Raw genomic sequence first — 22499 nt, forward strand, 5'->3', positions numbered from 1 at the left:
ACACGATCCAGCGACTCAGGGCAGTAGCGACTCGTAGAGGTCGAGGTGACGCCGCGCGCACACCTCCGGGGCGAACCGCCGCCGGGCTCGCGCGGCGAGCAGGACCCCGGTCCGGGCCGGAGCCGGATCGGCGAACAGCGCGCGCAAACGTGCGGCCAGTGCCCGGATGTCGCCCGGCGGCACCAGGTGGCCCGGTCCCAGCATGTCGGAGACACCGCCGGTATCGGTGGCTATGACGGGCTTTCCGGCGGCCATCGCCTCCGCCACCACCAGGGGTTGTTGTTCCATCGTGGAGGGCAGCACCAGAGCGTCCGCGCTCGCCACCAGAGCGGGGACATCCGGCCGGAAGCCCAAGAAGGTCACGCGCCCGCGTAGGGGAGGGGCCTGCGCGGCCTGTTCGGCTTCGGCCCGTTGCGGGCCGTCACCCACCACGGTCAGCCGGGCATCGCGAGGAAAGACGCCGAGCGCCGCGAGCGCGGCGAGCAGGTCGAGGATTCCTTTGCGTTCCACCAAGAGCCCTACGAAGACCAGGTGACGGACCGGCCCTTCCGGCGGACTCGGCTTCACCAGTCCAACGCAGTTGTCGATGTGCGTCAGGCGTCCTGCGGGTGCCCGGAGCCGTCGGCGCAGGAACCGGCCCATCGCTTCGGCGGGCACGATCGTGGTGTCCAGCATCCGGGCGACCACGGCATCCCCCGCCAGAACCGCCCGTGTGTACGCGGACGGCCCGGCGGCGCCGGGTGCGTCACGGAACCACGGTTCGGTCACGTCGTCCGGGACGCCGTGGTAGGTCTGGACGAGCGCGGGACGCGCACCGCGGCCGACGCGAAGGCCCGCGATCACCAGCCCCGCCCGCCGGTCCTGGGCATGCACGACGTCCGGCCGCCAGTCCCGGATCACCGCTCGCGCACGGCCTGCGGCCGAGAGGCTCTGTTTGCCCGCCACGAGGAGGTACTCGTGGCGGTCCTTGAGCAGCTCGGCACCTCGTGCCGGGACAGGACCGAAGACACGGACGTCGACCCCCTCGTCGAGCAGGGTCGTGGCGAGACGCACGGTGACGTCCACCGGACCGCCCCGGTCCTGAGTCAGCAGGTAGGCGATGCGCTTCACTGAATTCGCTCCGTGGAGGTGAGTTTGTCGACGAGGACGGCGAGTTGGTCGGTCATCCGGCGCCGGTCGAAGGACAGTTCCGCGCGACGGCGTCCCCGTTCGCCTTCGCTCCGGGCCAGACAGGGATCGGCGAGCCGGTTCGCGACCGCGTCGGCGAGCAGGCCGAGATCACCCGGTGGCAGCACGGCTCCCGCGTCGGCGATGCTTTGCCGCATCCCGCCGACGTCGAACGCGACCACCGACCGGGCACACGCCATGGCCTCCAGGGGAACGAGCGCCATGCCTTCGGCCCGCGACGGGAGCACCACGACGTCGGCGGCCGTGTAGAACGCGGCCGAGTCGTCGGTATGGCCCGGCCATCGCACCGAAAGGTGCGCCGCGACCGGATGACGTTCACGCCACACGTCGCCCATCGGCCCGTCACCGGCGAGAACGAGCTTCGCGTTCGGCAGGCGCCGCAGGACCTCCGGCCAAGCGGACAGGAGCTGGTCCTGCCCTTTGAGTTCGGCCAGCCTGCCGAGGCAGACGGCGATCGGCGCGTGTTCGGGCAAGCCGAGCCGCCGACGCGCCGCGGTCCGGTCTCCCGGGGCGAACTTCGTCGTGTCGACGCCGTTGCAGACGACTTCCGCGTCGGCGGTGATGCCCGCGTCCCGACCGACGGCGAGTTCGTCGTCACTCACGCATACGACGAGGTCGGTCCACCGGGACGCGAACCGCTCCCACGCGGCCGACGCCCACCGCAGCGGGCCGCGTGCGGTTTCGAAGGACCACAGGTGTGGCTGGAACACCGTCGGACGGCCACCGCGCAGCGCCAAGCGCCCGGCCAGGCCTGCCTTCGAGCTGTGCAGATGCACGACGTCCGGCCGCAAGTCGGCCAGTAGCCGGTGCAGTCGCACGGTTTCCGTGATCACACCGGGACCGGGGGAGCGAGTCGCTTGCCAGCCGCGCACCTCGATCCCGAGGCGGCGGGCGGTCGTGGCCAGCCAGCCGGCAGGCGGGCACACCACGGTCACCGACCAGCCCCGGTCCCGCTGTGCCGCCGCGAGTTCCAGTACGACCACGGCGACTCCCGCCGACACCGGCTGCGAGACGTGCACGATCTTCACCGCAGGGCCCCTCGCCGCAGTTCGGCCAGCTCGCCGCGGTGCAGCACGAGCGTCGCACCGGCGTATCCGGCGACGAGGACGGTGCCTTCGCAGAGAGCGCCCGACAACGAGTCCGCAGGCCCGAAGAATCCTGTGTGTGCCAGAAGAACGGCGGGTAGCGCACCGACGGCGCACGCACCCAGCACCCGCGCGAAGATCCCGGCCAGTTCACGCGCCGGTGGTGCCACGCCAAGGCCGGCCAGCACGCGCCAGGCGATCGGCACGACCAGCAAGGCCGCACCGAACTGGACGGCGGCGACGGCGGTGATCCCGAGCTGGGTCAGCAGCACCAGCCCCGCCGCTAGCAGCAGCAGATGAGTGCATTCCAGGGCCAGGTACCGCCGCGCGTGCCCGGTCGCTTTCACCGCCTGGTACCAGATCTGCAGCAGGCAGATCCCCAGGCCGTATCCCGCCAGCAGTGCCAGCGGACCCGCCGCGTCGGCCCAGCGCGCGCCCAGCAGCACGACACGGTCGGCCAGGACGGCGAGCGCGAGGTACAGGCCGCCGGTGAGCACGAGCACGGCGCGGGTGAAGCGCGTGAGTGTCTCCGTCAGCGTGCGGTGTTCACGACACAATCGCGTGAACACCGGAAAAGCCACCGCGCCCAAGACGACCGCCACCATGATGTACGGCACCCAGGCCAGCCGGTAGGCCAGCGAGTAGACGCCGACCGCGTCCGGTCCGAGCCGGTGCCCGACCGCCAGGTAGTCGAGGTTGACCAGCAGTGCTCCCACGACCGCGGCCGGCCCGACGACGGCGGCCCAGCGCAGGGCTTCACCCGCGGCCGCGGTGTCCCAATGCGGTCGCACGCCACCGCCTGCCAGCGCACCGAGCAGCGGCTGGACGACCGCGGTGCTGACGAGACCGATCACCAGGGAGGCGGGGCCGACGCCGCCGACGGCGAGCACGACCGTCACCCCCGCGCCCAGGATCGCGCTGCCGCCGTCGGGCAGCAGACGGCGGCGGAAGTCCAGCTCCCGGTGCATCAACCCCATCTGCACTCCGCCCGCGGCCGAGAACGGCAGTCCGAGTGCGGCCAGCCGAACCAGTCCGGCGGCGTCCGGGGCGCCGAGCAGCGCGGTGATCGGCTCCGCCGCGGCGGCGAGGACGATGGCCAGGACCACCCCCGCGCCCACGCTCATCGTCAGCACGGTCCCCGCCATCCTGCGCGGGTCCTGTTCGGTGCGGCCGATCACGTCGTAGACGCCGACCGACTGCACCACCTGGCCGAGGTTGACCAGCGACACCGCGAGCGCCACCACGCCGAGCTGGCCCTCGGTCAGCAACGCCGCCAGCACCAGGGTGACCAGCATCTGGCTGCTCTTGCTGACCAGGTTGACCGCGCCGAGCCAGAGCGAGCCCCGTACCGCCCGCGTGCCGAGATCGCCGGTCATCCGCCGCTCCCGGCCACGACCGGCCGGGCGACGCGCACTCCGGTCAGCCGGACGGCGGCGAAGACGAGCAGGCACCACGCGGCGACGACGGCGACGCCGTCGACCGTGACGGCCGCCCGCGCGCCGAGCACCGAAACCACCGTCGAGTCCACTATGTACAGATGCGCGAAGGGCACCGCCAAGGCGAGAACCGCGAATCCGGCCGCACCCCATCCCGGCTCGGCCCGGTTACGCCACCACAGCGCGGCCACCGCCGCCATCGCGGGCACGGCGAGCAGGATGTCACCGGGCTGATGCACCACGCAGACGACGACGGCGAGGCAAGTGAGCAGATCCGCGACGGGAAGGGAGCCCGCCCGGTCCAGCCGCCGTACGAGCAGGACGCTCGTGACGAGCACACCGGCCAGGACGGTCAGTTCGACACCGGACGGAACCCAGCCGGTGACGCGGAACAGGACGGCCGCGACGTCGACCCGCTGCGCCGTCGGAGAATCGACGGCGCCGTAGTCGGTGCCACGGGCGTGGGTGAGGTTCGCGACGACGACGTCGAAGAAGGCGCTGATCCCGCCGCCCCGGATCACCAGCAGCGCCACGACCGGCAGGCTCGCGGCCGCCGCCACCGCGGTTCCGGCCAGCGCTACCCTCCGCGACCCCCTGGCGTACAACAGGATCGCCAGTGGAAAGCCGTACTGCGGTTTCAGCCACGCGAGGGCGAGAGCCACCGCGGCCCAGCCCGGCCGATCCCGCCGGGCGAGCAGTGCCCCCGCCGCGCCGAGCGCGATCAGCGGGTTGACCTGGCCGACGTAGAGCTGTGCCTTGCCGACCTGGCTCGTCACCAGCAACGCGGCGATCACCACGGTGGTGACCAGGACCGGGACGGGCACGATCCGCCGGACCGCGTGCGCGGCCATCGCCGCGAGCGCGACCAGCAGCAGCGCGCCGAGCACCGTGAAGGCCACCGCGCCCACCCGGTAGCCGGGCAGCGCGAACGGCAGGTGCACCAGCAGGTGATACGGCTGATAGAGATTGAAGTCCTGCCGCACCGGCCAGTGCGCGAACATCGCGGCCGGGTCGTAGGGATTGCCGCCCGCGAGGAACTCCCGGATCGGGAAATACAGCGCGTCGCGGAAGTCCTGCAGCCGTTCCTCGGCCAGGTTCGCCTCGTCGGGCAGCGGTACCTGCCAAGACGGCGCGAGGGCGTGCCAGGCACTCAGCAAACCGACGACGATGCCGACGGACACGACGACGCGATGTCTCGCGCTCACGCCAGCACCACCGCCACGAGAACGGCGTCGGACGGCAGCACACCGGCGGCCTCGGCCAGCTCGTCGAACCGCCGTCCGGTCACCGCCACCACCGCGGTGCCGGTTCCGTCGCCGACCGAAAGCGAGGCCGCCAGCTTGGCCGCCGCTTCGGTGAACTCCGGGGCGACCGGTACCACGCGCAGCGGAGAACCGGCCGCGAGCCCGAGGACGGCCAGCCGATCGGTGGTTTCCGGGTCATCTCCGCGCAGCACCGCCACCGGGCGGTGAAGTCCCGCCGCGGCCAGCGACCGGCGCACCGACCCCGCCTCACCCCGGAGTTTCCCCGGCGTCAGCCGTCGGATCGCCGCCGTCGCGAGCCCGGCCGCCACCGCGGCGATCAGGGACAGCCCTGCCACCAAACGGACGTCCGGGGCGATCGCGGCCACATCGGCCCGGGAGTCCAGCAACCGCAACCGACCCGCCGGGGCCAGCAGGTTCGCGTCGATCATCGCCTTGCCCAGCGCTGACGCGGTCGCCCCCGCACGCTCCGCCGACGACGTCCGCACGGACAGGCGCGCCAGTCCGGACGCCGGCACCAGCTCCACCGATACCTGGCGCCCGAGTTCTTCGGGTGAGAAGCCGGAAACCGGGGCCGCTGTCTGCAAGACCGACGGGCTGCGGGCGAGTTCGACCAACGCGGGCAACGCCAGCGAGACGACCTCGCCGTACTGCGCGGCCGTGCCCTCCGCCTGGGTGGCGGGTTCGGCCAGCAAGCTCACCCGGCCCTGATACTGCTCGCCCCGGGTCAGACCCACGGTCAGGACGAGCAAGCCGATCACGACCGCCGCGGCGCAGCTGATGACGGCGGTCCGCGCCGCCGGGTTCTTCACCGGCCACCTTCGATCATGGTCCGAAGCAGTTCGTCGTAGGCCTTCATCACGGTGTGCGCGTCGTACTCCCGTTGGACGGTGCGCAGCCCCTCGGAGGCCACGTGGGCCCGTGCGGACCGGTCGCCAAGCAGCAGGTCCAACGCTTTCGCGATGGCCGCCGGGTCGCCGGGCGGCACCACCAGTCCGGCCCCGCCGGACAGCACGTCACGGACGCCGCCGACGTCGGTCGCGACGACCGGGCATCCGGCCGCCATCGCTTCGAGCACCGCCAGCGGGAGCCCTTCCCAATCGCTGCTCAGCACCATCACGTCGGCCGCCGCGAGTAGATCGGGCACGTCTTTGCGGGTGCCGAGGAACCGGACCCGTCCGTTCAGCGACTCGCTGCGCGCCTCGAGTTCCGCGCGAAGGCTCCCGTCGCCGGCCAGCCACAACACAGCCTCGCCTTCGAGCCGGGCCCAGGCGTCCAGGAGTACGTCGTGGCGCTTCTGGGGCTCCAGCCGGGCGAGGCAGAGCGCGACCGGTGTGTCGTCCGCGACCCCGAACGCCGCGCGGACCTTCGCGCGGCCGAACACCGGCCGCTGGGCGAACACCGCGTTGCGGATCACGGTCAGGTCGCTCAGACCCGCCTCGATCAGCTGGTCGGCGGTGGCGGGGGAGACGGCGATGACGTGGTCGGACGTGCGTCGCACGATCCGCGCGGCCGTGGGGAAGTCGTGGTCGGCGACACCGTGGAAGACGGTCACCAACGGCGGCCTTCGTCCTGGCATCAGCGCGAGCCTGGCGACCAGGCTCGCACCGACGTTGTGGGACAGCACGGCGTCCGGGCGGAAGTCGGCGATCGCCCGGCGCACCGCCCACGCGGCCCGCAGCGCGCCCATCCTGCTGCGGAGGGCGAGCGGTACGGGAAAGGTCCGCACGCCGTCGTCGGCCAACATGTCGGCGCGGAATCCACCGCCGCTGGCGACGGCGGACGTCCAGCCGTACTCCTCGCCGCGAGCCACCATGCCCGCCACGAGGGTTTCGGCCCCGCCGGCGCCCATCTCACTGATCACGTGCAGAACACGCATCGGCACTACTCCTCTCCCGATCTTCTCGGCGAGCTCGGATTTCGGCCGCGACGGCGAGCGCGGCCAACGACCACAACGGCAGGTAGTACTGCTCGGACAGGAACGTCGAGGCGACCAGCACGGCCAGCAACGACGCCTGGATCGCGATGGCTTCGGTCCGGCCGGGGCTCGACAAGGCCCTCAGCCGGATCGTCCGTTCGCTCGCCACCCCGGCGATACCGATCACCGACGCGAACAGCGTGAACCCCGGCAGGCCCAGTTCCGCGGCCACCTCGAGGTACATGTTGTGCGCCACCGGCGTCTGCTCGTCGATCTCCGCGTTGTGCGACTCGGCGGCGTACGCCTCGCGGAAACCACCGGGTCCCACGCCCCAGACCGGCTCTTCGGCGACCATCCTGGCCGCGGCCTGCCAGCGCAGTTCCCGGGTGTCCACATTGGATGCTGCGATGAAGCTCTTCTCCTGTACCGCTCGCTCGATCTGCGGCCCGGCGAACTGCAGCGTCGCGAGTCCCAGCAACGCGACCACCGAGGCGGTGGCGGCGAGGGCGCGCCACGGCAGTACCCGGCGCGCGGCCAGCCAGCCGACCGCCGCGGTCAGCCCCAGCGCACCGCCACGGGAGAACGTGGCCATCGCTCCCGCCACCAGTACGGCGCCGCCGATGGCGGCGGCGACGCGCTGACGTGAAGCCTTGCCCGCCAAAAACAGCAAGGGAATCGCGGCGACGAGAAAGTAGGCCAGATCGTTCGGATCGGTCTGCGGGCCGCCGGCCCGCGCCTCTCCGCCGATGATCAGGCTGTACAGCGCGCCGATCCCGGCCGCGGTGGCCCCCGTGGCCATGGCCAGCAGCAGTCCACGGATCGGGACCTCGCGGCAGGCGACGTCCGCGAGTACCGCGGTGATCACGAGGAACGGCAACCAGCGCAGGGTGTATTCGGCGGTGAACGCACCGGGCGAATGGATCGCGGCGGTCGCCGCCACCATCACGGCGAGAAGTGCCAGCACCGCGTGCAGCGGCGTCGGCCGGGGAAGCTGTCGCTGCCGGACACGGACCACCAGCCAGACGGCGATCAGCAGCGCGGGCGCGACCTTGCCGAGGTGGGGGTTCACGGCCGCCAGGTAACCCTCGACCGGCGCCAGACCCACCGTGGCGTACGCGAGAACCCGCAGTGTCATCGTCCGGCGTCCAGTCGCGTCACCGCGCGCTCCCGCCGCGGGTCGGCCCGGCGGACGTACTCACCGGTGCCGACGACGTCGAAGTGCTCGCGCAGCGTTTCCAGCACCCAGCCCAGCCAAGCGACCTTCCCGGCCCCGGGCGTGGCCATACCAGGAAAGAACTCCATGCCGGGGGCTTCGGTGCCACCGAGGACGTCGGTGGGGTGCAGCAGCAGCGATGGCGCGACCCCGCGGGCGAGGCAAAGCCGAAGTGCCGTCTTGAAGTACGCGCGCGCCAGCCTCGGGGAGACGCCGTGGAGTTGGAGGAGGTACGACCCGTGGATCGGCGTGCGCAGCAAGGGCATCGTCGTCACCGGCAGTTCCACGAGAGCGCTGCCCTCGGTCGTCCGCCAGCGGTAGGCGTGCACCGGTGCCAGCACTCGCGAGAAGCCGCCGAACAGTTCACCGCGTCCGTCGTCGCGGGCCGCCGGGGGAGCGGTGCGGTTGTGGTAGGCCCGGGCCAGCGGTCCGATCCAGGTAGGCAGTGTGCTGGCATCGTAGGCGTAGCCCCGATCCGCCAGGACTTCGACGAGCTCGCGGGTGACGCTGAAACCGGGACCACGAAAGCCGATGGGGGTCGGCGCGCCTGCCTCGACGATCGCGTCCTCGGTCCGGCGTAGCTCGTTCTCGAGGCGGTCACGGGAATACCGGTGCAGCCAGGGCTCGTGGCCGAAGGAGTGGTTGCCGACTTCGTGCCCTGCCGCGGCGATCTCGTTGACCGCCTTGGCGCCGTCTTCACGGACGACATCGGCTCCGACCGCGAACACCGTGGTCGTCAGTCGCTGCTCACCGAGGACTTCCAGCAGCCGGGGCACGGCCGAGGGGAGGAAACTGGGATACCGGCGCCAGCCGGGATCACCATGGGTTTTGAGATAGGCCCACAGGTTGTCGAGATCGACCGACACGCTTGCCAGCGGTCGCGTCCTCATGCGACTTTCTCCACCGCTTCGACCGAGGTGGTGGTCCGTGATCGGGAGCCGAGCACCAGGACTCCGATTACGACCGCGATGAGGCCGAAAGCGACCCAAGGTTCGGTTCCGTCGGCGACCTGGTCACCGAGCACCGTGATGCCGGTGACGGAGGACAACACGATCGTCGTCGCATCGGCGGTGGCGACCACCGCGGTGGCCAGGCCGCGCTGCAGGGCGAGCGCCATCGAGGCCTGGCCGAGCACGGCGGCGGCCAGCATCAGCCAGGTCAGCGGATTTCGAGGCAGTGAAGCGAAATCCAGATGGGCAAGGGTGCGGCTCGTGATCGCCACGACGGCGAACGCCACCCCGGAAAGAACGGCGGGGAGGGAAAACGTAGTGGTTCGGGGCACCCGCGTCATGGCGATCCCGACCCCCAGCAGGGTGCCCGTCAGGATCAGGACTGTGGCGGGGGAAAGATCCGCGGCGACCGACGGTTCCGAGGAACCGGCGAGGGCGACGAGCCCGATCGCCATCAGCACCAGCATCGACGCCTCGGTGTTCTGTATCCGCCACCGCAGGACCACGATCCCGAACACGGTGGCCAGGCCGATCGCCGAGGACGACGCGGTCTGGACCAGGTACAGCGGCAGCGACTCACGGGCGAAGAAGGCGAGTGCGAAACCGCTGACCTGGCCGCCGAATCCCAATAGGTACAAGGGATCCGAGGCCAGGCGGGCGAGCAGACCCAGCCCCGCGCCGCTTCGGTGTCCGGCCCGCCGGGCGGCGACACTCTGAGCGACGATCCCCATCGCATACAGGGCGGCGGAAGCGATGAGTATCCCGTAAGCGACCACGAACGGCTCCTCTGACCCACGACGCGGACCGGGCCGGCAAGCGACCTCGTCACGCTGGTTTTTCGAAAGCGTAGAGGCGGAGCGGAAAGGCCACGTTCGAAGGACAGATCGGCGGATTCGTCACGCAGGGAAATAATCGACGGTGGAGCCGACGGCACAAAAGGGTGTCGCGGCGATAGTTGATCATCAGTCAAATACTGGCCGTGACCGTCCGGCCCCGCGGACTGGAACTCCGGTCGATTTCAAGCCGGACAAGCCCAGGTCGGCAAACGCGGGTAATACCCTTTCGGACTACAAGAACCTCGGTCAGACGCCTTGCAGCACCACACGATGATGCGAACGGCGTCGAACAGATCGTCCCACCCCTGTACGTTTGCTCCCGCGGCACAGAGGCGCACTTTCATTTGACGCCTCGCCGTCACTATTCCGATTCGAGAGGTACTCATGCTGAAGAAGATTGGCTTCGTCACCGCCGCGATGGCGGCCGGAGCGTTCCTGACGGGCGGCATCGCGTCCGCCGGAACCCCGGACGAAGAAGGCCACGGTCACCCCACGCACGACGTGAGTGAGCAGGTCGGCCTGGCCAACCTGAACAACATCGACGTGCTGCACAACGTCAACGCCGTGGTCGGCTTGTGCGACAACAACGTGAACGTGCTCGGCGTCCAGGTGCCGATCCGCGACACGCTCAACGGCATCGGTGTGCCGATCCTTTCGCCGGGTGCGCACGAGGCCAGCGGCGAGTCCCCCTACAACTGCGCCGCCGGCAGCGTGCTCGACGGTGGGACGAACCAGCACAACTGAGTCCAGGTACCCGTTGGGTGCACGGGAACCGACGATTCACCAGTGTGATGTGCCCGGTACGGAGGGAACTGTCCCTCTGTACCGGGCACATTGCCGTGCGCGCGACAGGTAGCGGCCTCTTGCGGGTCGATCTTGGTCCCCAACGACTGACAGGACTTTTCCGAGGGGTTCGACCTGCCGATAGAGCAAGGGTGAGCGAATCCCGAGAACAGCAGCGCGCCCGCGAACTCGCTGCTCTGCGAGCGGCGCACCGGCCGGTGCCCCGTGCGACGCCGAAACTCGAGCGTGTCATCGACATCGAGTTGCGTCGCGACGCGAACAAGGCGGGCGCACGCCTTCTGTGGAGTGCCGAGTGGAGTCTTCGGGGCACGAACCTGGGTATCGAGCGCAGTGACGAGGACATCGCTTCCCTCGTGGAGAACGTCCTGGAGGACGCTCGGCTCCTGGCCGAGCACTATGCCGTGCGACTCGAATGGACTCTGTCCGGCGGAGCGGCCGACGGTGGAACCGCCGCCTGCATGTTCGCCGAGACCGGGATTACCTTGCCGGATTTCGTGTCCTGACCGGCGCCCGCCTGCCAGCCGAGCTTCGGCTAGGTTCGGATTCGGCTTCGGTGGCACACCGGTGGCGTGGGTGATGAACTCGACGCGAAGGGGATCCGGAAGGAGCACGACGTGCAGGGTCGCCAAGGGGCGTGAGATGGCCCGGGAGCGACAGGTGGAGCACCTCGTCCGCAAACAGGACGGAAACGATCGGCGAACGCCACTCCTACGGCAACGATCCCCGCGACATCCCCGGCTGACAAGACGCTCTCGTCGAGGTGGGCCGGACCGCCATGGCGGCCCGGCCCACGCTGCTCATCGACGGTCGAGCGTGTGGTGGTCGTCGTACCACTCGTCCGCGTCGGCGACCGCGGTCACCTCGTGCGTGATGGCGCCGTCCTCACCGGCTGCGGTGTACCACTTGTGATAGCCGGCGACCTCGGGCTTCGCGACAGCCTTGACGCCCTCGGATGCGGCACCGTCAGGACCTGCCGAGAGGTCGCTGGCCTGGTAGGCCGCGTGATTGTCGCTGGCGTGGCTGACGACGTGCGACGACGTCGCGCCGGTCGAGTCCGCCGTCTTGGTGGACTCGGTGTAGGCGACGTGGTCGTGGTGGGTGTTCCGGACAGGGTGAACCTTCACGGGGCGACGTGTGGACGAGTATCCGTCGCTGTGGGTATGAGCGATGGGTCGCTTTCCATGGCTGTGAGTCGGACGGCCGGGTTTGTCGTCATGAACCCAGTGGTGGTTGTTCGTGTCGAACTCGGACTCCTCGTTGTGCACCACCGCGGCACCCATGGGGCCGGCCAAAACAGCGCTTTCCTTTGTCCACCAGTTTCCGTGGTGATCGACAGCCGAAGCGCTGTCGATCGTTCCGGCACCACCGATACCCGCGTAGGTCGCGGAACTCTTGGTGATACCGACCGTGCCGGGGCCACCGCCGAGGTCGGCAGACGCGATGCCGGCGGAGAAGAGGGAAAGCGGGATGACGGCCGCGGCCGCGAGCGCCAACCGACGCAATTCAGTCATGATTGTTGTGATCCTTTCCGAGCTGGTAATACCTCACACGAATTGAGTCACGAGAATCGACTCCGGGCAGGAAGTCCGCCCGCTCAAGGACATTACCCGGATCTAACATGAGGAAAAGATCGGACGAGGCATCGCACCCGTTCGGTACCTTCGTCAGGTGTCTTTTCCAGGGTGGCGTGACCCAACTGCGGTACGAGTCGGAGCGCTTTTCGTTGTCCCGGTGTGGGAAACGTCGTGCATCGACCGAATCCTGGAAGTGTGCTGCGAAGGGAAAATTCCTTGTTGGCCTTCCGGCAAGAGGGCCGGTCGACACGAAAGGGAGAAGCGCCGCGCCGTCATGGCCCTCGCGACACAGTGGCCGGCGCTTGAGGAAGAGCGTCCCGGCACGCCCATGCCGGGATGCTCTCCCCGCTGAATTCCGTCCGGCCGCCTTGTGTCAGGTCCCAGCGCCGAGGGGTCGGACTTTTCAGCCATCTCCGACATTGGCCATGTGTCGTCGGCATAAGAACTTTCTCGCAGCCAGGCCGTTCTCAAGAGTGTCTTTTCGGCGGCGGCGAAAGTATTTGATTACCCCTGTGCGGAGTTGATCAAACGGCGCCGATGAGTGAACGTCAAGTGTGACAGGTGGAGTGCTTGCACTGCGCTTTGTGCCGAGCGGTAAGCGAAAAGTCAGCCAAGGTGTTGCTCTTACGGCCTCGACCGGGTGCCATGGGCACCCAGAGTGTTCGTCCAGGTCCGGATGTGCCGAAATGTTTCAACCGAACTTCACGTTTGTTTCGCCGGTTCTGCCCCGGGTGTACACGGTGTGAAATTGAGGTCGAGGCCGATCGGATGGCGTGCGTTCGCGTTATTCGGGTAGAAGGTTCACCATGATCCGGTCGACAGCGGGAATCCAGAGGAGTGCGACATGAGAAGTCAACTGACGCGGGCGCTGGCCGTATTCGTCACCGCGGCGTCCTTGACGTTGACAGGTGCGGGTGTCGCCGCGGCCGGTGGACCCGGTGGTAGTGGGTCGTCCAGCACCACCAGCGTGGCGGCGGAAGTGCAGTCGATGCGCGAAGCCTTGGTGTCGCGCGCGGACAACGGCGATGTGACAGGTACGCAGGCCACTCTCGCCAAGCTCGCCCCGGTGCTCACCGATCTCGCTCAGGGCGAGCGGTACATGATCCAGGCGGAGGCGAAGGACGGTGCCGCCACGGCTCGGCAGGACAACACGACGGCGAAACAGGGCGTCGACGAATTGGCGACGGACTTGGAGTCCCGGCAGGGACTGCCGTCGGTGGCAAGCTTGCTCAACGCACTGCTACAGCGACTGCTGCTCAGCTTGTCGGTGCTGGTGAACGATCTCCTTGGCGGGCTGACCGTCCCGGTCGCTTAGAGCGACCGGACCCCGGACGGGGCGCCCGGCGAAGGCCCGGTGCGGGACTTTCCCCCGCACCGGGCCTTCGTCGTCCGCTGGTGTCTCGTCGATCACGCGAGCTGGGGAACGTCGTTGGGGAAGCTGAGAGGAAGTTCGTAGAGACCTCGTGCCGTGCGGCCGCCGCCGAGCCGGCCGTGGAAAAGATGTGGCCGTCCACGACGTCGGCACCGCCGGGTGCGTCGACCTTGCCGCCGAGGTGTCGGCGCCAACGGATTTGTAGAGCAGATACCGTGTCCCGTCGGTGTCACGAAACTCTGGGGTGCAGGGGCCTTCGGCCTTGGCCGCCGATGCGGTACCGATGCCCATTTCCACCGTGACCGACGGCCGCGGAGAAGTAGAGCAGAAAGGTACCGTCCGGAAGCTGGGTCATGTCGGGCGCCCAGAAGCCGGCGTCGGGTTGGCCCACTTCACCCGGTTCGAAGGCATGCACCGGAGCACGGCGGAGTATCGGTGCCTCAAGGGGCATCAAGTTTTGTCGCATAAAGAAGCCGCCGCGTGGAGGGGCTTCCACGCGGCGGCTGCTAACGGGATCGATCAGTTTTCTTGGACGGTCCCGCCGTCGACGATGCCGCCACCGGCACAGTTGTCCGGAGTGGCACCCTCGGCCTCGGTCTCACCAGGAGACAAGACCGGAATAGCGATACCCTCGGCGACGTCACGAACCGGGACCTGGACACCGAGCACGTTGACGTTGTTGTCACACACCCCGCCGACCACATTGAGATTGTGGACCACGTCCAGGTTCTGCACGTTCGCCAGACCGATCTGCTCATTGTGGTCCACCGGGTGACCCGCCACCGACACATTCGCCGCCGACGCGGACCCACCCACGATCGCCATCCCAGCCGCCACAGCGGTAGCCACGAAACCAAGCTGCTTGATCACAGAAAACTCCTCAGACAAACCCCAGCCGGACACAGATCCGGTGAAGAAAAAGGCCCGGGCGAAGGAACTCCGGCTCGCCGTGCCCGGGAACGTTGATCATGGTGCGTTCACGCCGGGTGGGGCCGGTCAACTCCTGGGCAGGATGACCGGCCCCACCCGTGCCAGCGTCGCTTCGCGTCGCGACGTGCCCGGAAGACGAAGCGGAGTGTGCATCTCTTCATCGTCTTCCGCGCACGCTTCACGATCTCGATGCGTCTCGCCGGACCCCTTGCCTCAGCCGTCCGCGCACCACGGCGGACGGCTTCGGCAGGGAGCTACTAGTTGCCCTGCGACGTGCCACCGTCGACGATGCCACCGGCGGCGCAGTTGTAGGGGGACTCGCCACTGGCCTCGTGCGCACCCGGCGAAAGGATCGGCACACCAATGCCGTTCAGCGAGTCACGGATCGGCACCTGGACGCCGAGCACGTTCACATCGTTGCCACACACACCCACCACGGCGTTGACGTTGTGCAGCAGGTCGATGTTGTTCGCGTTGACCAAGCCCACCTGGCCGCTGTGGTCGTAGCCGCCGTAGTGGCCCCAGTCCGGGGTGTCGGCGGACGCGATGCCGCCACTCACGATCGCTCCGGCGGCCATGGTGGCCACGACGAAACCGATTTTCTTCAGCATAAATTCTCCTCGATATCGACGAATACGTCGTCCGGGACGGCAGTGAAGGTGTGTTCCCGTCCAGTGTGAGGAAACGTACTGACGATCGTCCGTCCCTTCCACGCCGTTCCACCATCGTGTGGCTCCGGCAGTCCGCTGACCGCGTGATCAGTGGTCCGATCGGGTTGCGGGTCAGTCTTTGTCCGGCGTGTGCACGGTGTTCTGTCTCGGCAACAAGATCCCGGGAACGACAAGTAGCCCGGCTTCGCCGGGAGGCGGTCGAAGCCGGGCTGCTTGTTTCCTTTGTTCGTTATCCGGGCCAGGCCTCCGCCTCTGCCGTGAGTGCCGTGGCGACGTCGATCTCTCCCGAACGCACGCGCCAGGCGAGCGAGCCCGGCTGGGGCTGCATGAGTAGCCAGCCGGCGACGTCCTTGTCGGTATAGCAAGGGTTTTCGTCTTCGCCGATGCCCAGCGAACTGAAGTACCGACGCGCGGGCCAGGTCTCGGGAACCCAGGTGCGAGCCCAGCGCACGACGATGCGAGCGAGGTCGTTGTGACTGTCCGCCGGATGGATGAGCCGGTCTCCGGCGGTGCAGACCAGGCGCGACGTGAAAGCCGCGCCCAAGGGCGCGACTACTTGACTACTGTTCAATTTCCCCCCAGCCCACGAGATGCGGACCATGTTGCTCGCTGAAGGATGCGCAGCTGCGCGAACAAGGAAGGACGGCGAGTGGAGGACTTGTGGACACGGCCCGTACTTCCACGGCTCCTGTTTGAACCGATCGCCATACTAGTGAGAGGAAAGTCGGAGCGAAATCCGGGGCAGGCGAGCGTAATGCCGACACGTTCACGTGACGTCGAGTGTGAACTCGTTCAGTGCGGGTATGCCAAGGTCGAGCGGTCATCCATCCCCGATTCGAAAGAGGACAGAAATGAAAAGGGCATTACAAGTAGCGACCTGCGCCTGCGCGGCGTCCGCCGCCGTCCTGCTGACGGGCGCCGTCCCGGCAACGGCGACAGGTGCGCCGGGGCCTGCGGCACCAGTGTCACAACAGGTCGACAACGACGGAAACGAAAGCACGCGCGACGAACGAACCGATGCCGGTGAAGGCGACAACGGGCTGTGGGGTCTGCTCGGCTTGGTGGGTCTGCTCGGCCTCGCCGGCCTCGCCCGGCGAGGCCCGAAACCCGGAGCGATGACCGGGTATCCGGACGCGGGCGCCGATGCTCCGCCCGTCAACACCTACCCGCCCGCCGACCCGCGGCGTCAACCTCCGGGGGTCTGACCACGTCGACGGCCGGTATCGACCGGTTCTCGTCTTCTTCGGCGAACGTCCGACGCGACTCGCGTCGGACGTTCGCATGTTCGATGTCAGTCGCACCTCTTGCCGTGTGCTGATGCTGCGGGGCCGTGTTTCCGACCGCCGAAACAGGCGGCAACTTTCATTGTCACCTGCTGAGTCCAGGGTGTAAACAACACGAACAAGTGAAGTGCGGAGGGTTGAGTCATGTGTCGCTCTTGGTGAATTTGGCCGCTATGAGCCACGAAAGAGTGAGAGGCCTGAGTGCGAGTATGACTTTCAGTAATTGTCCGCGCGAAGATCTCGCGTCGAGAACAGTTAGGCTGCGGCTGGAGGACAAAGCTGCACCGCACGGTACGAAGCCATCTGCGCGGAAAGGGCGAAGCGCGACAGATAGGACGGCAAAAATGCCGTGCTATTCGTAAAGGACGTAAGCCGGGGTCGGTGTCAGGGCGATGACCTCGGCCGGGGTCATCAAGGCTGCACCTCGGCGGGTGTCCTCGTCGAAGAAGAGTTTGAAACCGGACCGCACGTGGCCGGGCTTGCTCGGCATGAGCGTCCTCCAGGTCGCCTTCTTCGCCGCGGCGGAGCCGATCCCGTCCACCACCTTCACTACGGAGACACCCGGGTGAGGGCTCAGGAGTTCCTCGTCGCGCACCACCGAAGAGGCCACTTGGTGGTAGATCATGACTTTGGCGGGCAGTCGGTGACGCTGTGCCAGCTCGCCGAGATAGCGGGCGACCTCGTCGAGTTCGGTACCGGTGGTGCGTCCGAACTTCTTCCCGGGGATGACACCCGGCTCGACAGCCCACTCGGGATCGAGCGCGACACCGACGTCGGGCTCCTTCAACCAGTGCTCATAGGCTTGCACCTCGGGCAGGAAGTCCGCCCGGCCCGGCTGGATGTCCAGCAGCAGCAGGCCGTTCAGCGCCCGCGCCGCATCGAGGTATTCCCGCACGGTCTCGTCGGAGCACCGGCTGCGGTACATGCCGTCCGTGCCGGGCGACCGGTGCACAGTGGTGGCGATCAACTCGACGACCGGCGTGACCGGTCGCCCAGGCGGGAAGGTCCCGATCTGTTTCCGAAGCTCGCGACTCGCGGCGGTGAGGTCACCTGTCATTCGTCCGAGGGCCTTTGCGCCGGGTGCCCCGCAGAACCCGACCAGCAGATTCGTCGCGAGTGGGTCGGCGGGCGGTGGGGCGACCGCCGGTGCCGCGACCGGGGCGGCGGGCATCGGCGCGGCGGCGGCGCTGTCTCGCGGGGGCGTGCCGCACGCGCTCGCCGCCAGTCCCGCCAGTCCGACAGTGAGTACGAAGCGGCGGCTGTGGTTGGGCATCCGGTCTCCTTCAAGGCTGCGCGCACGACGGGTGCTCATGTTTTCGGTACCAGTGCAATGAAATACCCGTGGTGATCTTCGGGCAAACGCGGTTCCCGACGATCACCACATCGTGCCGGAGACGATTTCCGGGCAGGCGTCCCTAGCTGCGGATACGTTGTTTTTCACGCGAGGGCACCAAAGTTCGCACTCACCCGACTCGGTGGATCGGTGTGCCCGCGGCTGGTTCTGGCAGGACACTTCCGGAATGTCCTTCCTTCTCCGGCTCGGCGCAGGGATCGCCGCCGTCCTCGTGACGGCATGCGGGGCCCCGGGGCCGGCGGCTTCCCCGTCGCCGGAACTGGGAACCGTTCCCGCCGTCGCCCCGGCACGCGTCACAGCGGCGTTCGCGCGTCAGGTGGCCGCCGACGAGCTCGGCCGGGTACCGATCCTGATGTACCACCGGCTCGTCGCCAAACCCCGATCGGTCTATGACCGCACTCCCGCCGAGTTCGCGGCGGAGCTGGAACGGCTGGCCGCCGAGGACTACGTCCCGGTCACGACGGCCGATCTGGTGAGCAGGCGGCTCGATCTGCCCGCCGGTGCGCACCCGGTCGTGCTGACCTTCGACGACGGCGACCCGAGCGTGTTCGCCCTCACGCCGGAAGGGTCCCCGGCGCCGGGGACCGCCGTACGGATCCTGTTGGACGTCGCGGCCAAACATCCCCGGTTCCGGCCGGTCGCCAGCCTGTATGTCAACGAACAACCCTTCGGCGGTGATGATCGTGCTTTGCGGTGGCTGTCCGACCATCACTTCGAGATCGGCAACCACACCGCGCGGCATACGAACCTGCGCCGCGCGGACGAAGCCTCGGCGACAGCGGCGATCGCCGAGGGAGACGTCCTGATCAGGCGCGCGGTGCCCGGCTACGCACCCAGCACGCTCGCGCTGCCGTACGGTGCCCAGCCGCGGCGAGAAGAGCTGGCGCTCCAAGGGCCGGGCTACACCTACCGCGGCGCGCTGCTCGTGGGTGCCGGGCCCGCGCCGTCTCCGTGTTCCTCCCTGTTCGAACCCGCGGCGATCCCTCGGATCCGCTCTCAGGGACCCGGCGAGGAAGCGGAATACGGTTCGGCTCATTGGCTCGACGAGCTCGGTTCACCCGCCGGGCATCGGTACACTTCGGACGGTGACCCGGAGACGGTGTCGTATCCCCGATCCGGCGTCGACCCCGCACCAGCGTGCGCGAGCGTGAGCCTTGCCTACTGAGCCCCCACACGTGCGACGCGACGGCGGCCTCGTCGATTGGCTGCCACAGCCCCGCGCTCCCCTGAACAAGCCGCCGGTTCCCGCGAGCCCCGAACCGGCGTCGCCTCCGAAACACCGGCTGCCCGCCCGTAGCCAGGAGACGACCGCGAGTTGTCCGGAGAAGACTCGCGTGCCATGGAAGGCTTCGGAGGCTGACCGGACGTGGTGGCCGTTGATCGCCATCCTCCTCGCACTGGTGCTTTCGTTGGCGCTTTTCGTGGCGCCCTTCGCCATGGAGACTCGAGTCGCCCCGGGTCTCCCTGATCCGTGGCCGTCGCCACAACCGACAGCCACTCAGCCGACGGCGCCTCAGCCGACAGCCACGCAGCCGACAGCCACGCAGCCGGCCGCCCACCCGCCAGAGTCCGCCGCGTTGCCGGATGGCGCTCCCTTCACACCGGCCGGCGCGGGAACTTGGCGGGTGCTACCCAGCGTCAGTGATCCGGTGGCAGGCGCCGGGGCGCGGCAACTGACCTACACCGTCGAGATCGAGGACGGGGTGGAGTTCCCCTCGTTCGCCCCGGAAGTGGAGACGATCCTCGCGGACCCGCGGGGGTGGATCGGGCTCGACGACGTGTCGCTCCGGCGGATCGATGATCCGGGCACCTCCCCGTCGTTCCGGATCAGTCTCACCAGCCACACCACGAGTCGCCGCCCTGACCTCTGCGGGTTCGAAATTCCCTACGACTCGTCTTGCTACCTCACCCGCGATCACAGGGTCGTCGTCAACCTCGCTCGCTGGGTTCGTGGCGCCCATTCGTTCGAGCGAGATCTTCTGGACTATCACCGGTACGCGATCAACCACGAGGTGGGGCATGCCCTCGGGCACGGGCATGTCGGCTGTCCCGCCGCCGGAGCGGTGGCGCCGGTGATGATGCAGCAGACCTTCGGGCTGTCCAACAGCTACGTAGCGGATCTCAATCGCGCTGAGCCGCTGGCGGCGGCGAAGGTCCGCCCGGACGGAGCGGTCTGCCGCCCCAATCCGTGGGTCACGACGACGCGATGAGCCTCCGGAAGGGCGACCCCGGCTCGACGGATCAGGACGCTTCGGTGACTTCGATCGCTACGACACAGGTGTCGTCGTCGGTGTCGGCGGTGCTGTAGGTGAGCAGAGCGTCGAGCTGCTGCTCCAGGGTGCCGTTGTGCTCGTCCACGAGGCCGACCAGGTGGGCGATCGAGTCCTGCACCGGCCGGTCGCGGCGTTCGATCAGGCCGTCGGTGTAGAGGAGCAGGACGTCGCCATTGTCGAGATGTAGCTGTTCTTCCTGATAGGTCACCTCGGGAACGGCTCCGAGCAAGGCGCCCTTGATGAGCGGAAGCGTCGTGGTCCGTCCCTGGCGCCGGAGGATAGGCGGGAGATGGCCTGCGCGTGCCCAGCGCAGGATCCTGGTCGCGGGGTTGTAGAGGGCGGCGACGGCGGTGGCGGTGACGTGGTTGGTGAGGTTGTAGGCGACGAGATTGAGCCAGGTGAGCAGCTGGGCGGGCCCGGCGCCGGTGGCGGCGAGGCCGCGCAAGGCGTTGCGCAGGTTGACCATGCCGGTGGCCGCGTCGATGCCGTGTCCGGCGATGTCGCCGACGCAGAGCAGGATCTCACCGCCGGGCAAGGCGACGGCGTCGTACCAGTCGCCACCGACGAGGTTCTCCTTTTCGGCGGGCCGGTACCGGACAGCCGTCCGTATTCCGGCGACGTCCAGCGGATCTCGTGCGGGCGGCATGATCGCATGCTGCAGCTGCAGGGTGAGGCGGTTGTGTTCGATCGCTTGCTGTTCGGTGGCGGCCAGCCGGTCGCGGGTGGCTGCGAGGGCGACTTCGGCCCAGTGCTGGGCGGAGACGTCCTGATAGGCACCGCGGATGCCGAGAAGGTCTCCCCGGCTGTCGACGACGGGCTCGGCGACGACCCGGATGTAGCGGGAGACGCCATCGGAGCGCTGGAGCCGGAACGCGGTCGACGCGGATCGCCGGTGGTGCAGCAGGGTGCGGAGGAACCGCCCGATCGAGGCCGAATCATCAGGGTGCGCGTAGTCGGCGAGCAGGGCCAGTGGCAGCGGGGACGCCGTGGAAGGCAGTCCGTAGAGGGCGAACAGTTCCGAGTTCCAAAGCACGGCTCCGGTCACCGGGTTCTCTTCGAAGCCACCGATTCGGCCGAGCCGCTGGGCGTGCTGCAACAGCATGCCCAGCTTCGCGGCATCGTCCTGCAGGCGCAGGCCGAGCAGGACCGTGTCCGCGAGCCTGCTGATGTTGACGTCGGCGAGTACCGGCAGTGGCACCTGGTCAACGGAGGTGGTGATCGTCATGTTCTGGTCGCGGAACGGCTCTCCCGTCGCGTAGACCCGGTGGATCGTGTCCAGCAGACCGCTTTTCTCGGCCGCGAGCGGATACATCTCGAGCAACCGGGCTCCGATGAGCCGGGCGCGCGGTCGTCCGCCCGGGTCGACGAAACGGGGATTGACGTGATGGATCCGAAAGTCGCTGAGCCGGTCTCCATCGTCCACCCAGGGGGAGAGCAGGACAGTGGGGTCGGGCAAGCCGTCCACGAAATCGACCAGCTCGCCGAGCACTCCCGTCGAGGGAGGGACGGACGCGGCCGCGACGGTTCCGTCGGCGTTGTCCAGGGTGTGTGCGCACAGCTCCGCCAGCGCCTCCAGTTGCCGTCGCATCCGGTCGGCTTCGAGACTCACCTGCGCCGGCCAGCACATTTCGACGACACCGATGATCCGCCCGCCGGTACCGGTCGGAATGGCGATCCGCGTGCCGGCGCCCATGGTGTGCTGCCCGATCGAAGGCAGGCCGGACGAGGACAGCGTCGGAAACCACACCGGCTCGCGTTCGGCGAGACCCGCCTGCGCGGGGGTCGACACTCCGGGAGGGACGTAGCGCCAGCGGGTGGCCTCCTCGGCGGAGAATCCGGCCGAGCCCGCCAAGGTGAGAGATCCGTCCGGACCCGCGAGCCAGACCGCGACCGCGGTCGCCCCGAGGGGGCGCAGGGCGTGCTCGAGGATCGCCTCGGCGGCCCGCTGGGTATCGTCGGCCGCCAGCACGCCGCTTTCCGCCGTGCGCAGACGGACGGCGACCGAGTCGTCACCGCCGGATTTGTCCGTACGAGCCAGGAATTCCGCCGCGACCTCGCTCAGCCGGTCCTTGGCGGCGTCGCCGACGACGTCGGCGGCGAATTCCAGCCGGGTCACCCCGGCGCGTTCGGCGAGGGTCGTGAGCTGCCGCGCGGCTTCGCCGGGGCCGCAGCGCAGTCGCTCCATCAGCACGCCCTTGGCGAGTTCGATCAGGGCGCGGCCGTCGGCGACCGCCTGGGCGTGATCGACCTCTTCGCGAAGGCGGCCAACCGTGGCGGCCAACCGTTCCAGGTTCGGGGCGAGGTCGGCAGGGCGCACCGGACCGGTTTCGTCGACCGACATTCTCGCTCC

General features: G+C 68.6%; 21 protein-coding genes. 6 read left to right on the top strand and 15 right to left on the bottom strand.

Annotated elements, in window-relative coordinates:
- Window positions 1-15 precede the first annotated feature (15 nt).
- From ACM6LU_RS14755 to ACM6LU_RS14795, 9 genes are read right to left on the bottom strand one after another with little or no spacing between them, the layout of a single operon-like run.
- Window positions 16-1110 (bottom strand): glycosyltransferase family 4 protein, encoded by a 1095-nt coding sequence (locus ACM6LU_RS14755; protein ID WP_414938224.1) that lies wholly within the window; start codon window positions 1108-1110, stop codon window positions 16-18.
- Entirely contained in the window at window positions 1107-2216 is a 1110-nt protein-coding gene (locus tag ACM6LU_RS14760; protein WP_414938225.1) for a glycosyltransferase, read from the bottom strand. Before ACM6LU_RS14760 ends, ACM6LU_RS14755 begins: the two co-directional genes overlap by 4 nt.
- The gene (locus ACM6LU_RS14765; protein ID WP_414938226.1) at window positions 2213-3649 is read right to left on the bottom strand and encodes an oligosaccharide flippase family protein; all 1437 of its coding nucleotides are present in this window, start codon (window positions 3647-3649) and stop codon (window positions 2213-2215) included. Before ACM6LU_RS14765 ends, ACM6LU_RS14760 begins: the two co-directional genes overlap by 4 nt.
- Window positions 3646-4914, bottom strand: coding sequence for a glycosyltransferase 87 family protein (locus ACM6LU_RS14770; protein WP_414938227.1), 1269 nt, complete (start codon window positions 4912-4914; stop codon window positions 3646-3648). The genes ACM6LU_RS14765 and ACM6LU_RS14770 overlap by 4 nt, the downstream gene beginning before the upstream one ends.
- On the bottom strand, window positions 4911-5783 hold the full coding sequence (locus tag ACM6LU_RS14775) for a hypothetical protein (RefSeq protein WP_414938228.1): 873 nt from the start codon (window positions 5781-5783) through the stop codon (window positions 4911-4913). The genes ACM6LU_RS14770 and ACM6LU_RS14775 overlap by 4 nt, the downstream gene beginning before the upstream one ends.
- On the bottom strand, window positions 5780-6850 hold the full coding sequence (locus ACM6LU_RS14780) for a glycosyltransferase (RefSeq protein WP_414938229.1): 1071 nt from the start codon (window positions 6848-6850) through the stop codon (window positions 5780-5782). Before ACM6LU_RS14780 ends, ACM6LU_RS14775 begins: the two co-directional genes overlap by 4 nt.
- Window positions 6825-8024, bottom strand: coding sequence for an O-antigen ligase family protein (locus tag ACM6LU_RS14785; RefSeq protein WP_414938230.1), 1200 nt, complete (start codon window positions 8022-8024; stop codon window positions 6825-6827). Before ACM6LU_RS14785 ends, ACM6LU_RS14780 begins: the two co-directional genes overlap by 26 nt.
- A complete protein-coding gene (locus ACM6LU_RS14790) occupies window positions 8021-8992 on the bottom strand; it encodes a polysaccharide deacetylase family protein (protein ID WP_414938231.1) in 972 nt (323 codons plus the stop codon). Before ACM6LU_RS14790 ends, ACM6LU_RS14785 begins: the two co-directional genes overlap by 4 nt.
- On the bottom strand, window positions 8989-9828 hold the full coding sequence (locus tag ACM6LU_RS14795) for a hypothetical protein (protein ID WP_414938232.1): 840 nt from the start codon (window positions 9826-9828) through the stop codon (window positions 8989-8991). Before ACM6LU_RS14795 ends, ACM6LU_RS14790 begins: the two co-directional genes overlap by 4 nt.
- 444 nt (window positions 9829-10272) lie before the next feature.
- On the opposite strand from ACM6LU_RS14795, the gene ACM6LU_RS14800 reads away from it, so the two are divergent.
- Both ACM6LU_RS14800 and ACM6LU_RS14805 read left to right on the top strand, forming a co-directional pair.
- Window positions 10273-10632: a hypothetical protein gene (locus tag ACM6LU_RS14800; RefSeq protein WP_414938233.1), complete on the top strand. Its 360-nt coding sequence runs from the start codon at window positions 10273-10275 to the stop codon at window positions 10630-10632.
- Window positions 10633-10823: 191 nt separating this feature from the next.
- On the top strand, window positions 10824-11195 hold the full coding sequence (locus ACM6LU_RS14805) for a hypothetical protein (RefSeq protein WP_414938234.1): 372 nt from the start codon (window positions 10824-10826) through the stop codon (window positions 11193-11195).
- 294 nt (window positions 11196-11489) lie between these two features.
- Here ACM6LU_RS14805 and ACM6LU_RS14810 read toward each other — a convergent pair whose 3' ends face one another.
- Entirely contained in the window at window positions 11490-12203 is a 714-nt protein-coding gene (locus ACM6LU_RS14810) for a hypothetical protein (protein ID WP_414938235.1), read from the bottom strand.
- A gap of 907 nt (window positions 12204-13110) precedes the next feature.
- Here ACM6LU_RS14810 and ACM6LU_RS14815 point away from each other — a divergent pair.
- A complete protein-coding gene (locus ACM6LU_RS14815; protein WP_414938236.1) occupies window positions 13111-13581 on the top strand; it encodes a hypothetical protein in 471 nt (156 codons plus the stop codon).
- 576 nt (window positions 13582-14157) lie between these two features.
- Here the strand turns inward: ACM6LU_RS14815 and ACM6LU_RS14820 are convergent.
- The 3 genes from ACM6LU_RS14820 to ACM6LU_RS14830 form a co-directional block, all read right to left on the bottom strand.
- Complete coding sequence (locus ACM6LU_RS14820; protein ID WP_414938219.1) at window positions 14158-14508, bottom strand: hypothetical protein; 351 nt, start codon at window positions 14506-14508, stop codon at window positions 14158-14160.
- Between the two features lie 317 nt (window positions 14509-14825).
- Window positions 14826-15179, bottom strand: a complete 354-nt coding sequence (locus ACM6LU_RS14825) for a hypothetical protein (RefSeq protein WP_414938237.1) — start codon at window positions 15177-15179, stop codon at window positions 14826-14828.
- A 289-nt stretch (window positions 15180-15468) separates the two neighbouring features.
- Entirely contained in the window at window positions 15469-15783 is a 315-nt protein-coding gene (locus ACM6LU_RS14830) for a hypothetical protein (protein WP_414938238.1), read from the bottom strand.
- 307 nt (window positions 15784-16090) lie between these two features.
- Between ACM6LU_RS14830 and ACM6LU_RS14835 the strand changes: the two genes are divergently transcribed.
- The gene (locus ACM6LU_RS14835; RefSeq protein ID WP_414938239.1) at window positions 16091-16444 is read left to right on the top strand and encodes a WGxxGxxG family protein; all 354 of its coding nucleotides are present in this window, start codon (window positions 16091-16093) and stop codon (window positions 16442-16444) included.
- Between the two features lie 430 nt (window positions 16445-16874).
- Here ACM6LU_RS14835 and ACM6LU_RS14840 read toward each other — a convergent pair whose 3' ends face one another.
- A complete protein-coding gene (locus ACM6LU_RS14840; protein WP_414938240.1) occupies window positions 16875-17795 on the bottom strand; it encodes a hypothetical protein in 921 nt (306 codons plus the stop codon).
- Between the two features lie 247 nt (window positions 17796-18042).
- On the opposite strand from ACM6LU_RS14840, the gene ACM6LU_RS14845 reads away from it, so the two are divergent.
- Together ACM6LU_RS14845 and ACM6LU_RS14850 are read left to right on the top strand one after the other, a co-directional pair.
- Window positions 18043-19041, top strand: coding sequence for a polysaccharide deacetylase family protein (locus ACM6LU_RS14845; RefSeq protein WP_414938241.1), 999 nt, complete (start codon window positions 18043-18045; stop codon window positions 19039-19041).
- Between the two features lie 271 nt (window positions 19042-19312).
- Window positions 19313-20086: a DUF3152 domain-containing protein gene (locus tag ACM6LU_RS14850; protein ID WP_414938576.1), complete on the top strand. Its 774-nt coding sequence runs from the start codon at window positions 19313-19315 to the stop codon at window positions 20084-20086.
- Between the two features lie 31 nt (window positions 20087-20117).
- Here the strand turns inward: ACM6LU_RS14850 and ACM6LU_RS14855 are convergent, their stop codons facing one another.
- Window positions 20118-22490, bottom strand: a complete 2373-nt coding sequence (locus tag ACM6LU_RS14855) for a SpoIIE family protein phosphatase (RefSeq protein WP_414938242.1) — start codon at window positions 22488-22490, stop codon at window positions 20118-20120.
- Window positions 22491-22499 lie beyond the last annotated feature (9 nt).

Source organism: Amycolatopsis sp. cmx-11-51, from assembly GCF_047608665.1.
In the GTDB taxonomy this organism is placed as follows: Bacteria; Actinomycetota; Actinomycetes; order Mycobacteriales; family Pseudonocardiaceae; genus Amycolatopsis.